Source organism: Pseudomonas fluorescens, from assembly GCF_018614655.1.
Taxonomy (GTDB): Bacteria; Pseudomonadota; Gammaproteobacteria; order Pseudomonadales; family Pseudomonadaceae; genus Aquipseudomonas; species Aquipseudomonas fluorescens_BX.
The window spans coordinates 154,119-168,103 of record NZ_JAGGOG010000006.1; the positions used below are offsets into that span (position 1 = coordinate 154,119).

Annotated in this window: 7 protein-coding genes and 9 pseudogenes; 6 read left to right on the top strand and 10 right to left on the bottom strand. The window is 58.6% G+C overall.

The annotated features are described in order from the left end of the window. Position 1 precedes the first annotated feature (1 nt). The gene (locus J7E41_RS09485; RefSeq protein ID WP_214992047.1) at positions 2–850 is read left to right on the top strand and encodes a metal-dependent hydrolase; all 849 of its coding nucleotides are present in this window, start codon (positions 2–4) and stop codon (positions 848–850) included. Here J7E41_RS09485 and J7E41_RS09490 read toward each other — a convergent pair. Further along, positions 834–2,906 (bottom strand): EAL domain-containing protein, encoded by a 2,073-nt coding sequence (locus J7E41_RS09490; RefSeq protein WP_214992049.1) that lies wholly within the window; start codon positions 2,904–2,906, stop codon positions 834–836. The genes J7E41_RS09485 and J7E41_RS09490 overlap by 17 nt on opposite strands. Before the next feature lie 628 nt (positions 2,907–3,534). Between J7E41_RS09490 and J7E41_RS09495 the strand changes: the two genes are divergently transcribed. Both J7E41_RS09495 and J7E41_RS09500 read left to right on the top strand, forming a co-directional pair. Further along, complete coding sequence (locus tag J7E41_RS09495; protein WP_214992052.1) at positions 3,535–3,792, top strand: hypothetical protein; 258 nt, start codon at positions 3,535–3,537, stop codon at positions 3,790–3,792. Between the two features lie 36 nt (positions 3,793–3,828). Continuing rightward, positions 3,829–4,158, top strand: a complete 330-nt coding sequence (locus tag J7E41_RS09500; RefSeq protein ID WP_169354226.1) for a DUF6388 family protein — start codon at positions 3,829–3,831, stop codon at positions 4,156–4,158. On the opposite strand, the gene J7E41_RS09505 is transcribed toward J7E41_RS09500, so the two are convergent. From J7E41_RS09505 to J7E41_RS09525, 5 genes and pseudogenes are all read right to left on the bottom strand, one after another. Next, positions 4,140–5,069, bottom strand: coding sequence for a serine/threonine-protein kinase (locus J7E41_RS09505; RefSeq protein WP_214992054.1), 930 nt, complete (start codon positions 5,067–5,069; stop codon positions 4,140–4,142). The two genes, J7E41_RS09500 and J7E41_RS09505, sit on opposite strands and share 19 nt — an antisense overlap. Further along, complete coding sequence (locus J7E41_RS09510) at positions 5,066–5,794, bottom strand: PP2C family protein-serine/threonine phosphatase (RefSeq protein WP_214992195.1); 729 nt, start codon at positions 5,792–5,794, stop codon at positions 5,066–5,068. Before J7E41_RS09510 ends, J7E41_RS09505 begins: the two co-directional genes overlap by 4 nt. Next, positions 5,794–9,261 carry a type VI secretion system membrane subunit TssM gene (gene tssM, locus J7E41_RS09515; RefSeq protein ID WP_214992056.1) on the bottom strand — a complete coding sequence of 1,156 codons (3,468 nt, stop codon included), beginning with the start codon at positions 9,259–9,261 and terminating at the stop codon, positions 5,794–5,796. Before tssM ends, J7E41_RS09510 begins: the two co-directional genes overlap by 1 nt. 14 nt (positions 9,262–9,275) lie before the next feature. Next, a pseudogene (gene icmH / locus J7E41_RS09520) lies at positions 9,276–9,644 on the bottom strand (type IVB secretion system protein IcmH/DotU); the annotation flags it as partial. Next, positions 9,632–9,913 (bottom strand): annotated as a pseudogene (locus tag J7E41_RS09525) (type VI secretion system baseplate subunit TssF); the annotation flags it as partial. The pseudogenes icmH (J7E41_RS09520) and J7E41_RS09525, both read right to left, overlap by 13 nt. Here J7E41_RS09525 and icmH (J7E41_RS09530) point away from each other — a divergent pair. From icmH (J7E41_RS09530) to tssK (J7E41_RS09535), 3 pseudogenes are all read left to right on the top strand, one after another. Then, a pseudogene (gene icmH, locus J7E41_RS09530) lies at positions 9,885–10,235 on the top strand (type IVB secretion system protein IcmH/DotU); the annotation flags it as partial. The pseudogenes J7E41_RS09525 and icmH (J7E41_RS09530) overlap by 29 nt on opposite strands. Then, positions 10,195–10,353 (top strand): annotated as a pseudogene (locus tag J7E41_RS28005) (type VI secretion system baseplate subunit TssF); the annotation flags it as partial. The pseudogenes icmH (J7E41_RS09530) and J7E41_RS28005, both read left to right, overlap by 41 nt. Before the next feature lie 316 nt (positions 10,354–10,669). Next, positions 10,670–11,686 (top strand): annotated as a pseudogene (tssK, locus tag J7E41_RS09535) (type VI secretion system baseplate subunit TssK); the annotation flags it as partial. 116 nt (positions 11,687–11,802) lie between these two features. On the opposite strand, the pseudogene J7E41_RS09540 reads toward tssK (J7E41_RS09535), so the two are convergent. The 4 pseudogenes from J7E41_RS09540 to J7E41_RS09555 form a co-directional block, all read right to left on the bottom strand. Further along, positions 11,803–12,156, bottom strand: a pseudogene (locus J7E41_RS09540) (extracellular solute-binding protein); the annotation flags it as partial. Continuing rightward, positions 12,150–12,311 (bottom strand): annotated as a pseudogene (locus J7E41_RS09545) (type IVB secretion system protein IcmH/DotU); the annotation flags it as partial. The pseudogenes J7E41_RS09540 and J7E41_RS09545, both read right to left, overlap by 7 nt. A gap of 4 nt (positions 12,312–12,315) precedes the next feature. Beyond that, positions 12,316–12,621: pseudogene (tssK, locus tag J7E41_RS09550) on the bottom strand (type VI secretion system baseplate subunit TssK); the annotation flags it as partial. Continuing rightward, positions 12,614–13,975, bottom strand: a pseudogene (locus J7E41_RS09555) (ABC transporter substrate-binding protein); the annotation flags it as partial. The pseudogenes tssK (J7E41_RS09550) and J7E41_RS09555, both read right to left, overlap by 8 nt. Positions 13,976–13,985: the final 10 nt, after the last annotated feature.

A 13,985-nucleotide genomic window follows, 5' to 3' on the forward strand; every position in this document is an offset into this window, starting at 1 on the left:
CATGCTGCCTATTCGTCGCGATCTGCGTTTTACCCTGCCTGCCGAGCACATCAAGAACTGGCACGAACAAGGTCCCTTCATCAGCCACTTCTTAAACGCCTTGTCGTTGCTGTTTCCTCAGGGTGAGTTGTTCTTCATGGACAGCGTGCGCCACTACCGCAATCGCATTGAAGACCCGCAGTTGAAGAAAGAGGTCCAGGGTTTCATTGGCCAGGAAGCCATGCACAGCCGCGAACACCTGGCCTACAACGACCTGCTGCAAGCCGCCGGCCTGCCGGCACACACCCTGGACCGTCGACTGAAAGTGGTGCTGGACCTGCAGAAAAAACACCTGCCCGCCTCATTCAACCTGGCGGTGACCATAGCCCTGGAACATTACACCGCGATGCTGGCCGAAATTCTCCTCAGCGACCCTTCGCGCTTTGGCAGGTCGATCAAGAGCTATCAACAGATGTGGTACTGGCATGCACTGGAAGAAACCGAGCACAAAGCAGTGGCGTTTGACGTCTGGAATACAGTGATCAAACCAGGGCCCAAGCGCTACCTGTTACGCACCGGGACCATGCTGTTCACCACGGTGCTCTTCTGGTTAGTGGTGTTTGATTTTCACCTGCATCTGCTGATTGCTGATCGCCGCGCTGGGGGGCACCTGAAGGGGCTCTGGCGGATGCTCAAGTTTTTATACGGGCCCAAGGGCGTGTTTCCACGGATGGCGCTGCCGTGGCTGCATTACTTCAAGCCGGGGTTTCATCCTTGGGATCATGACAATCGGGCTCGGCTGGACGGAATCGATCGGTTGGTTGAAGAAGTCCAACGGTCACATGATGAGTACGCTAGCCCGCGGCCTTGATCGCCCGCTCACGAACAAAACCCTGCAATTGATCACCGGGCAGCGCCTTGCTGAAATACCAGCCCTGGATAATCAGCTCTGATCCGGATTGCAGGAAGGCCAACTGCTCGGCGGTTTCCACCCCCTCCACCACCACACCCAGGTTCAACGCCTCACAAAAACGCAACAAGCCCGTCAGCACTTGGGCGCCTTTGGGGTCGTGCTGGGCCACCACGAAACTGCGGTCGATCTTGATGAAGTCCACCGGGAATTGATGCAAATAACTCAGGGCGGAAAAGCCGGTGCCAAAGTCATCGATATAGACCTTGGCACCGATACCCTGCAGTTTCTCGATCATCTGACGCGTCACCTGAATATCCCCCACCAACGCATCCTCGGTAATCTCCACCGACACTTGGCCCTGGGCCTGGGCAAGAATCGCCACCAGGCGGTCGCCATAGGCCCGGGACATCAAGGTTGCACTGGAAATATTGATGGTCATGGGCAGCGTGAAACCCACCTTCTGCCACTTCTGGTATTGCCGTACCGCCTGGGTCGCCACCCAGACATCGACATCCGGCATCAGCCTTGCCTGCGCCAACCATTGCAGGAACTCCCAGGGCGAATGCACCACACCTTTGGCATCGCGCGCGCGCATTAGTGCTTCACAGCCGGTACACAAACCGGTGGTGGTCGACACCTGCGGCTGGAATTCCAGGTAAAACTCGTAGTCGCTGATCTGCTGGATATGGCTCAACTCACTGGCCTGGCGGGCCAGGGTTTTATGGGACGCCAATACCGGGTCCAGTTCCAGCAGGCGCCCCTTCTCCTCCAATCCTCTAAAGGTTGTATCGAAGGATTTCAGGTACACCGTCCCGCCCTCTGCTGCCCGTTGGATCGCTCGCACATAGGGCATATAAATCAATGTACCCACTGCTACCAGCACGACCTGCAGCAACACCGCCCCCCAGTCACCGTGGGTGCTCAAATAAGCGTTGAGCAACACTGGCGCGGTAAACGGCACGCTGACCACCGACGGCGACACCCAGCCCATCTGCACCACCGTCATGGCCAGCAGCGCGTTGAGCACGGGAACCAACAGGAAGGGAATGAACAACCGCGGGTTGAGAATAATGGGCAACCCGAACAGCAGCACTTCACTGACATTGAACAGCGACAACGGCAGGCTGGCCACCGCCAGCAAGCGCATGGACTGCCTCTTGGAAAACAGCAGGATCGCCAGCAGCAGGCACAATGAACCACCCGACCCGCCGATGAACGCAAAACACCCCAACAGGCCGCCGTTCAACACGTATTTGATCGGCTCACCTGCGGCCAGGGCTGCACCATTGAGGGCAACAGCCTGATCCATGACGTCGAACAACGGCTGAATGGCATAGACCCCATGAATGCCAAAAAACCACAGCAGTGAATTGACCGCCGCTACAAACGCCCCGCTGGTGTAGGGCGATTCCAATGCATCGAACGCCATCGGCCCCTCGATCTGCGCGATATGAGGAATTTGCAGCAACAGCGACAGAACACACACCAGGATCACCGCCGTGATCGCCCCCGGCAGTACCATATTGATGGTGCCTTTGAGGTTATGCCCCACCAGATCCACGTTGACCAAGCGGGTCCAGCGCTGTCGGTGCAACCAGGCAATGATCGGCACGTTGAGCAGCGGCGAAGCAATCGCGATAAACAACACAAAAGTCGCTGCTGCCCGGGGGTGATCCCGCAGGACAAATGTCGCGATCACCACATGGGACAGGCACAGAAAAGCCACTGGCAACTGCGGCAAGCGGTGCTGGATCGCCAGCATGTAACCGATGGAAGCCGCCACCAGCAACGGAATCACCGAGCTGATTTTGGCGTGCAACCCGGAAAGAAAGCTCACCAGTTGCGGGTCGAACCCCAGCACCTGGGCGCATTCGGACAACACCAGGAAACCCGCCGAGACCAGCAGGCACGGCAGGATCCACAACAACCCTTCGCGTATGGCCCGTAACGACTCGGTGCTGGCCAAGGCTGCCAGGCGTTGGGTGAAGAAGAGTTTGAACAGCGTTTGTGCCATGACATATCCCTCTGCCCCATCGCCCCCCGGCCTTTGCGGTACCGGGAGCAACGCTTAAGCCGTTGCGTTCAACGAGGCTATAACGCTACACGTCCTGAGACCGCAAACGAAAGCAATTCGCCCAAGGGCGCACAATTATTCAGCATCTGCCTTGACCCACGCCGCCTGTCGACTGCCCGGGTTTGGCCCATCCTTTGCCAAACCTGTTGCCTCAAAAAACGACGCGCCTCTCGAACGGACTCGACCTCAAGGCCGAAATAGTGATTGTCCGCTACGCTTCTCATCCAGTGCCGGCGATGCCGCCAACGAGAGTGTGACCTTGCCCGCCTTCGAGGCAATGGCACAACGGTGCTGGCAAGCCCGCCGGTTTGAGCGCGAATCAAGCGCTTTCTGGTACAGACTTATGCCCACATAAACGGGATAAATTGTTACTATCTGCATCTTAATTTGGCCGAACGGTCATGTGCCTGGCCAAGGATGCTTTGTCGATACGGGCACCAAAACCCGTCCGGGCCAGTCATGAGAAATAGGGAGCCGTTAGGAAAGACGCGCTTCGAATCAAGCGGAAAGAGCGGCTCAGCAGGTGTGGCCGAAGCCCATCTGCGTATTCAAGGAAAGGGTATTCAACATGCAACACAAGCGTTCAAGTCGTGCACGCCCACTGCTTTTCACCCTGATGTTATGGCTGTGTGGTGTCGCACTTCTGTTTCTGATCAAAGCCGGCATCGAGTGGTTTGAAGGACCGATAGCGCAAACCTGGATCGACTTGGCTCTGGTGCTGACAGCCTATCTGCTGTTCTTCTTGCTTGACCCGTTGCAAACCTGGGTAAACCACCGTTTGCGCAAGCGCGCCAGACGTACCAGCCGTCTACACCGAGCTTCGTGACACGAATCGACCACCTGTCCATTTTGGAGTAAGCCTTTGTCTCAACCCGGTGAAAACCACCAACTCGCCCTGGACAGGTTCTTGAACCAACACCCTGACCTGGCTGCCGAGCTGAACACGTTGAACCCCTTGGCCGCACAAGCCAAGGGAGAAACGCTTGAACAATACCGTGCCGAACGCCTGCACGAAGCCTTTGAGGCCGAAGCGGAACGCCAAGGGCTGTTCGCCTGGGAACTGACGCTGCAACTGACAGCCCCCTCACCCGAAGAATTCGAAGCGCGGCGCCTTGAAGTCCATAAAGAAGTCGCTCAGATGGCCGGATTGAGCTGGGCCGAATATTGTCAGCTTCATGATTTGGTTGGCTGAGTACAACTTCGGGGCTTGAACCAGCGCCGGATGCCGCTTCTGGCGCGCCCCATCACTTCTCGTAACTCACCGATTGTCACAGTGCGACAGTGGGGGTCGAAATCCATGGCCATACGTAGCGCTGACCAACAGTGTCGGGGTAACTCTCCGGGTGAGTCCCATCGTGATGCAGACCGATTCTTCAAGTGACCGTCAGAAGCGCGCCGCCCTTGCGCCAGTTCATAGAGTACACACGCCACGGCATAGAGGTCGGCACTGGCAGACAGTGGTGCGCCATCAAACAGTTCCGGTGCGGCATAGGACGGGGTCCAGGCATTGAATCGACTGCGACTCAAACCAGGCAGCCCCGCCGACACCTGTTTCACGGTTTGGCCAAGGCCGAAGTCAAACAGTCGCAGCCCTTGATCCCCCACCATGACATTGCCCGGTTTCACATCCCCGTGCAGCACACCTTGTTGATGGGTATAACTCAATGCTTCGAGCAAACCGACGGCAATGGGCTGCAACTCATGCCAGGGCAATCCGCCTGGGCACTCAAGCAGCAAACGGTCCAGGGTCACGCCAGTCATCAGTTCCATGGTGTAGAACGCCATCTGGCAAGGTGTATCCACTTCGAACGCGTAAGCCCGGATCACCCGCTCATGCCGCAGGCGACGTGTCAGGGCAAATTCGCTGTACAACAGCACATGGGCGTCCGTTGCCTGGGAAAACACGCCCCCCAGTACCTTCAACGCCACACTGGACTCAGGCTCACCAAATTGCTCATGCAGCAGATCCCGGGCTCGGTACACCACGCCCATGCCGCCTGCACCCAGCACTCTTTCAATACGATAACGCCCAGCCAGCAAGGAAGGTATGGTGGCGGCTGTCGGGGTCGGGCTTGCACCGGAGCAGGCCTGTAGATCGCTCATGGCTGCACCACCACCGCGGTCAAATTATCCCGGGCAGCACCACACAACACCGCTTCGAACAGCCTGTCCAGGACCCGATGTGGTGCCCTCAGGCTCAGGGCACCTCCCAACTCTCCAGGACTGAGCCCCTGATACAAACCATCGCTGCATAATAGAAACACATCCCCAGGAACAGTCCTGAGCTCCAGCACCTCCAATGTCAATGGCGCCCGCGCACCCACTGCCCGGGTCAAGGCCCTGGCCTGTGGATGACCTCGCGCTTGCTCCAGGCTCATCTGCTGCTCATCGATCAGCTGCTCCATCAAGGAATGATCCCTGGACAGCTGGTACAGCGCCTGTTCCCGCCAGAGATAACAGCGACTGTCACCGGCCCAGATACAGGCCGCGCGATCCCCCTCAAGCAGCAGCGCTACCACCGTGCTCCCCATGATGCAATCAGCACCGTGATCCGTTACGGGCAGTACCTGTGCCAACTGCCGATCAAGCCATTGCAGACAGCTTCGAACCTCCTGGAGACGCTCATCGAAATTGCCTTGCCCCGGCAACTCGGCCAGGCTATTGACCACCAGTTGACTGGCAACGTCACCCGCTTCATGGCCTCCCATCCCATCCGCCACCGCCCAGCAGCCTTGTTGCGGACAATCGAGAAATGCATCCTCATTGCGGCCTCTGACCTTGCCGCGGTCGGTTCGTCCAGCGCTGCGCCAGCGACCGTCCCGGCGGATCACAACTGCTCCGGGATGCGGAAAGTACGCCACATTGCCAGATCAAACGGGCTGGACGTGCTCTGGCTGGTCAGCAAGTAGTTGGCGCGCAAGCCACCGAGGTCGGCCTTGAGCACCCGCACATCTCGACCGCTTAAAGGCTCGCTTTGCATCAGATCGAACAGCCGGAACAGGGACCAGAGCCCGGTGTTTTTCTCAATGCCCAATGGTCGCTCCACACCCCGCTCCAACACCAGGCTGCTACGACCATCCTCAGTCTCGGTCGGCCATTGGAATGCCATGGGTACAATCGGACCATGGCGGTATTCCATTTGCTGGCCACCGAATCGAAAGATCGCACGGCTCACCGTAGAGTCGAGGCTATACGGCGCAAGCGTAAAACGCACATGAGGCGGGCCCTGATCATCAGCAAAAAAACCGCGGCGAATAACCTGTGCCTTTCCCCACTGATCAAGCAACGCTCGAGACATGGGTAAACTGCGGCCATCCAGGCTGCGCAATCGATAACGGCCCGCATCACCACTGACAAAAGGTCTCAAGTAGCCGTCAAAGAATCGCGCCAGCACGCCCTGAGGCCTGAAGAACTCATGGAAGTCATCAAGGGCGACATCACTGCTGGCGTGGGCATTGAATGGATAGCGTTGCTTGATTGCCTTGGCGTAAAAACCGTACACATCACTTTGATAGCGCTGATTCACATGGCGGTAGGCATCATCGAGTACCCGGCGCCAATAGCTGTCAGCCAAGCCATCGATCCAGGAGGCAAGCGGCAACGGCAAACGCATGGCGACATTGCGCAGGTCGCTCAGGGCATCCTGTTGTCCCTGCATCCGCTGCCTGACCATATTGAATGCTGCCTGCTCCGGCTGCCCCTCTCGGCTCAGAGTCGCCAGTTGCAAGTGCAACTGGTTAAGCGCCTGTAATGCCTGGGTCAGTTCGATTCCAGGATTGTGCTGATCATCCAGCAATTGATGCAGGGACTCGAAACGACGTTGCAGCGCCCGGCGAGCGGTATCGGACGACTCATTGGGAGTTACGGCCAGAGCATTGCCCAATGCGACCTGGGCAACTTGTCCCAGGGGCGTCACCTGCCCCGATTTGTTGGCAGCCAGCTCATCGAGACGCTCCGCAGCCGACGGAAAACGCGTGTGCTCCCTTACCTGTTGCAACAGCTGTAACAATGGCGACTGTGCCGAGGTCAGGCTGGCCAATTGCTCGGCGCCTTTTCTGGCCGTGTCGGTGTCTTGCAGACGAACCCGGCCAAGTGCCTCGCTCCAGGCCTCGGCGTATTCGCTGAAGTAACGTTGCTCCAACTCCACCATCAGCCGACGCAAGTCCATCGGGCTCAGGTCGGTACCCTCCCCCAGCACCCAGTTCTCTTGCACGAGCGTGTTCACCAGCCGGGCTCCTTGCCCTGCGAAATAACGCACATAACGCTGTGTGTAAAACCCGGGGACAGGGTGATCAATCCCGGCGAACACCCGGCCCTGTGGATCCAGGTGCTGGCTGAAACGATAAGGTTCAAGGTGACGCGCCTGCTCACGCAGTACACGGTACACCACGCTGGCCAATGACTCCCCCCGCAGCACCTGACGTGCCTGAGCCACCAACTCATCGTTGAGTGTCTGCACAAAGGGTTGTTCAAGCAGTCGCTCAAAGTGCTCGTTCAACCGTCGCTGCGCCCCGGTTTCACCGGTGTGCCGCGCGGACCATTGGCCCGCGACCCGCTCCTTCAGCCAGTCCGGATCACGCCGCTCTCGCAGGTTGAGCATCAAGTACGCCCGCAAGCTGTCCGATAACCGCTCCCGATCTCCCAGGTTGGCCCGTACCTGCTCTTCGAGCATCTCGCTGACGTGTGCCAACAGCAGGCGTTGCAGAGTCTGTTCATAAGCGTTGTCCAGGACCGGTCGGCTGCTGTCGCCTTGATACAGCCCCACCTGCTCGGACAACCTTGCCTGACCTTTTGGCGGAAAAACCCGAGTGGCCGTCAGATGATTGTCCAACGTGGGAAGGATCATCAGGGCATCGCTCACCGATGACGGCGGTTGCGCCAATTGCTGGGTCAGGTCACGCACCTGCTCCAGATGCTGATAGTTCACAGAATAACTGCGCATCCACAGCAGGCCTGTTACCCCGACGACCAGCAGCGCAGCCAGGGCCAGCATACGCTGGCGACGCCGAAGCCGGCGCTGCTCGATACTGTCGAGTTGCACCAGATCGGCCCCGGAAAAAACCACCCGACTGAACAAACCCTGGATGAAACGCGATCGTGTTTCCCAGGAGCCGGGGGCTTTGCTCTGCCCCTGCGACAAGGACATCCCTGTATCCATCGCAGTACTGCTAGCGGCACTGGTCAAATAGAAACCGCGCAAGGTGTTGACGCGCTGATAACGGTGGGCAGAAAAAGCCAACTCAACAAACAGACATAGGCGCTCACCCAGTTGGGCCACCTGATTGGGAAAATCGAGCATCCACCCACGGCGTTCGAGATTTCGCTCCTGATGCAAGCGCCGGATAAGTTCGCTGCTCAGGCGCTGGAGTAGCGCTTCAAATCCCAGGCGCACCTCGGCGATATCAGCGCCGCCCCTACCGCAGGCAAGTCGCGCGCCGAGCAAGGAGTCATCGCCCTCACCTTCCATCCGATCAAAGAACTCCGCGAACCCCGGCAAGCGGTCTGCCTGGGTCAGGACCAGATAGATCGGCAAATCAACATGCAAGGTCTGTTGAATGTCCTGCAGTCGGCTATGGACCTGGCGTGCCAGGACCTCCAGCGCCTGCTCATTGCCGTTAAGCAACGTGTCCACCGACAGAGCCACCAGTACGCCTTCGAGCGGTCGGGATCGACGGCGACGTTTCAACAGCTCAAGCAACGTCGACCAACCGGCGCCATCTACCCTACCGGCAGCCTGGCTCAGGTAGCGTCCTGCGGTATCGACCAGCACCCCTTCATCAGCAAAGTACCACTCACAGTCGTGCGTGCCGCTCGCACTACGGATCGACGCGGGATCAATCCAGGCGTGCGTCAACTGCACTCCGTCCGACTCGAGCAATCGAGTCTTACCACTGCCCGTGCTCCCGATCAGCAGGTACCAGGGCAAATCGTTGCGCCAGCGCCCGCTGCGTTCTCCGTAACGCTTTGAGGTTTTCAGAAGGTGCAATGCTTCCCTGAAGCGAACACGAATTGTCTTTTGTTCATGCTCTACGAGCTGCTTGTGCTGCCGAGTTTCAGGGTTGTTCTGCGGTACTACACCGTGTCGACCGAAGAAGACCATCGCCAGGCCCCACAGCAGAAACAGCGCACTTATAGTCAGCAGGCGCGTCGCCGAACCTTGCAAGAACCGGTGATCATCGACCGCCAACAGAGGCCCGATAAACCACACTGCCGTGGCTATCAGGAGCACTAGCAACAGACTCCACAGCCAGGTAATACCCAGGAACTCAGCAGTTCTCTTGAAAAATGCTTTCATGGTTGCTACCTGCATTACCTATGCGTTGGAGTGATGAGCGGAGCCCGTTCTTGATAAGGCTGTAGCACCCTCTCGCGCTGCTCGCCGAGCACCCAGGCAAACCCCGAATACATCATCAACAAGCAGGCCGTGACAAAAACCGTCACCCAGGTCACGGAAACAATCCGCACCAGCCTGCGGTGTTGTTGCCCACGAGGCGGCTCAGTTGGGGTATCCCTGGGGGCATCTCCGCGTACGTGCCTGATCTGTCGATACAGGGCATCCCGAATACCCTCTAGCTGAAGCACGCCGCGCTCCACGACCCGGTACTTGCCCTCGAATCCCAGGGACAGGCACAAGTACATCAACTCGAGCATTGCTACGTGCTTGACGGGGTGTCTCGCTCTACCCGAATGGCAGGACCTGCGCGCTTGAGAGGATCAAACTGCAACATGCTGAACGCTGGTAACGGCCGCATGTAGTTGGGCCACAGCAAGTGCATCAGCGAATGACTCAGCTCGGGCAACTCGTCATCAAGTTTTTGCCGCAGACGACCGGTCAGGAACGCAAAACCTTCGAGCAACCGTTCCACATCAGGATCCTGGCCGGCATCCCCTAGAAACGGCGCCAATGCCGGATTGCGTTCGGAGAACTTCAATATCGGGCTCAACACCTTGGTGGCAGCTGCCTGGGAATTATTGTCCGAGGTGGTTCGGCTCAAAAGCAGTGCTGCTCAGGAGAATCTTCATGCGCTGAACGATCGCCTGGCATCCGGTATCGCACTTTTTGAGGCTCGGGCCTTGCATGAAGGTGTCGACAACACTCAGGTCGTGGGCGCGCGTTATGTGCTGTGCAGCGTCATTGACGAAGCGGTCGTGACGACTGCCTGGGGCAGTCAGAGTGACTGGTCGCAAATAAGCCTGCTAAGCCGTTTTCATAACGAAACCTTTGGAGGTGAGAAGTTTTTCCTGTTGCTGGAGCGCATGTCGAGGAACTCCGATCGAAAGCGCTGCGATCAACGGCGAAAACTGTCGTTTTCGGACCTGCTATGCGACCGATGTCCTGCCACTGCAATTGTGCGCACTCAAGTATTCGGAGCGCAGCGACGGCGCACTGTTGAGTCTGCGTCTGGACATGAGTGCAGAAGGCAATTTCAGTGAACTGGAGGCGGATGTGGACTTCAAGAACGAGCAACTATTGCAGTTTGCGATGGGGCAGAGCCAAGCGCTCTTCGTCGCCGACGTGGGCAACGGTCTGTATGACTCGAGCTTCCTGCCAGCCATTGCTGAGTCTTGGCGATCGTTGCTGTGCGTGCCGTTGACCAACCGACGGAAGAAAATTTCGGGCTTGTTGTTGTGCGCCAGTCCGCGAAGGACGGACCTGCTGGGGTACGCGGCGTCGCTGGGGCAATTGGGACGCTTTGCCTTGAATCAATGGGTTGTCTTGCGGCGTGGGCGCCGAGCGTCAGCATTTGCAGCACAACGACCGTTACTACGATCAGCAGCTCAAGCATCGAACCCGCTTGCTCGGCAGTCATTCGTGGGGATTTCTGACCCTGGAACTCGACCTTCAGTACCTCAATATGGGCAAGGTGGTCGTCAACCAGGCCAGTGGCCTACTGCCCGACGGCAGCCTCTTCGAGCTGAACGGTACGCTGCAGCCGTTGCTCCTCGAAATTCCGGCGAACACGGTGGCGCAGTCTGTTTACCTGGCTTTGCCACTCGTGACCGGCAACCACGTTGAAGCGCGCCAGGCGCAGCAGTCCGAGGTGTTGGCGCGCTACATCACGTGCGAGGTCGATGTGGTTGACTCCAATGCCGGCGAAGATTCTCGCTGTCAGATCAGCTGTGGGCGTCCGGATTTCCGCCTGCTGGCGGGTGAGCAACAGACCGACCAAGCGTATGTGAAACTCAAGGTTGCCCAAGTACTGGGTTGTACTCCAGACGGCGTGGTCAGTCTGGATCCGGACTTTGTCCCGACGTTTATCCACCTGCAAGGGTCCGGCTACCTGCTGTCCTGTCTCAAGGAGGTGATCGGGCTGCTGACCAACCGTGGTGACGCCATTGCCGAACGCCTGGGCTCCAATGGCAAGGCTGGAGGAGCAGAGGTTGGCGACTTTCTGATGCTGCAACTGATCAACCGCACCGAGTTGGTTCTGCGCCACTACCTGGACCTCGTCCGCGTCAGTCCTGAAGCGTTGTACCGAACCTTGTTGTCGATCTTGGGTGAACTGTCGACGTTTGCCAGCGACAGCAAGCGCCCGAGCCTTGAGGGACGTTACCAGCACGGCGACCAGGGCATGAGTTTTCGCCCGTTGATGGCGGCGATACGCAGCGTGTTGTCGATGGTGCTTGAACGGCATGCCATCGAGCTTGTGCTGCAGCAGCGCCAGTACGGTGTGCTGGTGTGCCCGGTGAGCGATCTCAACTTGTTGGGGGCGGCAAACCGTGCATGTAGTGGGCCTTGTCGGCGGCCACCAGTTGGTCGTGGTCGAATTGCGCAAAAAATTCGGGATTCGGCAGGGTCATGGGGTTCACCTTCTAGGGTTGAGGAGGTCCTGGATCATTTGCCCGTCTTGACGGCATTCCAGGTACGGGTGATCAGACGCACGGCGGCTGGCGGCTGGCTTATCTGGGTAAAGAGCCGCTGCATCGTCGCCGGGTCCGGGTAAATGGCCGGGTTATCGCGAATATCGGCATTGACCAGAGGTTTGGCCGCCAGGTTGCTGTTGGCGTAGTGAATGGTGTTGCTGACGTCGGCCATCACCTGGGGTTGCAGGAGAAACTCGATGAATGTGTGGGCATTGGCGACATGGGGCGCGTCGGCCGGGATGTAGAAATTATCGAACCAGATCAGCGAACCTTCCCGGGGAATAAAATAATTCAGCTTGATCTTCGCCCCGGCCTCTTCTGCGCGCCTTGCAAGCGGGCGGCGTAGACCATTCGGTCTTCCAGTTGCTCGAAGCGCGGCGGCGACGCGAAGTCGGTGATCGGCCCCTGCTCAGGTCCACGACCTTGGCGGTCAAGCAAGACCGTCTTTTCGTCCAGGGCTTGTTCTTTCTCCATCAACATAGGTTCAGTTCCTGATGGCCCAGAATTTCAATTCAAGTTCGGAAAATTCGCCGGCGACATGAAAGGCGAATCCTCCCGAGTGCTGCAGCTGCACCACATCACGGGCACTGAGTTCGAGCATGAAATAGGTGTTGTTGGCATGAAACGGGATCTGCCGAGGCGCTACCGGCAATGGTTTGACCTTGATGCCTACCAACTGCAGGTTCACCAGTTCACGAATCCGCTCCACGGGGCCAACCTTGAGATGCGCTGGCAAGCGATGACGAAGCTCATCGCCGTCGCAGTGGGCACTGGCCGCAAGCACGAAGGTTATCCCAATGGGTTTCGTTCCACGCCGCGCCTTTGGCATAGCCGATGCTGAACATGCGGTCGGCCGTCAGGCTGCTGTACCAGAAGGAGGTGGTGAACGGCTGTTTCATCCAGACATTGGAAAAGAAGCCATCCGCCGGCTCGCGCACTACATCGATGTCGATCCCGGCCTGGCGGGCCTGCTCCTTGAACAGCACTGAGGCGTCCACCGCACCGGTGTAGGCGGCGTCCGAAGCTTGCAGGCGCACCTTGAGGGACTCGACACCGGCCTTGCGCAGGTAAAAACGCGACTTGTCCGGATCGTAAGTGCGCTGCTCCAACGCGCTATTGATGAAGCGACTGCCGGGCTGGATCGGGTGGTCGTTGCCCACCAGGCCATAGCCATGCAGCACCGAGGCCAGCAGGGTTTCGCGGTTGATCGCGTGCTTCATGGCCATGCGGATATCGTTGTTCTTGAACTCGCTGCTGTCGCACAGCATCGGAAAGGTGTAGTGCTGGGCGCCCTTGGTTTCCTCGATCACCAGGTTGGGATTGCGCTTGAGCAGGGCAACGGTTTTCAGGTCGACCTTGTTGATCACATCCACTTGCCCTGTGACCAGCGCGTTGATCCGCGCCGCGCCGTCGGCAATGGCGAGCAGCTCGGCACTGGCGAAATGCGCCCTGCCTGGCTTCCAGTAATCTGGGTTGCGTTCCAGGTCCATGCGCACCCCGGGCTCGAAGCTTTTCAGGCGATAACCGCCGGTGCCGATACCGGCCTGCCAGTCGGCGGCGCCGTCTTTGGTCGGCATGATCACCAGGTGATAATCGGCGACCACGTAGGCGAAGTCTGCATTGCCTGAATGCAGCTCGAACACCACGGTATCGGTACCCTTGGCGTTGACGCTGGCAACGTCGCCCAGCACGGTCTTGGCCGCTGAAGTAGACGTGGCACTCAGGTGATGATTAATCGACGCCACCACGTCGTCGGCGTTGAGGCTTTTGCCGTTGTGGAAGGTCACGCCCTGGCGCAGCTTGAAGGTCCAGACGCGCGAATCCGGGGTGGATTCGAAGCTCTGCGCCAGTTCGGGAATGGCGCTGCCGTCGACTGCAATTTCAGTGAGGGTGTTGTACACGGCCGAGAAGCCGACAAAGGTAAAGGTATCGGTCCAGGAGCCCGGATCGCGGGAGTCGGTGGTGCTACCACCGGCCAGACCCAAGCGCAGCATGCCACCGGCCTTGGGCGTGGCCTCTTCGGCGAAGGCTTGAAGTGGCAGTCCCATGGAGAACGCCGCCGCCACGGCACCGGCGACGGCGCTGTGTTTGAGGAAGTCCCGGCGGTGCATGGCTTGAGTCATTTTGTTGTTGTTATCGCTCATGGTCTTGTTC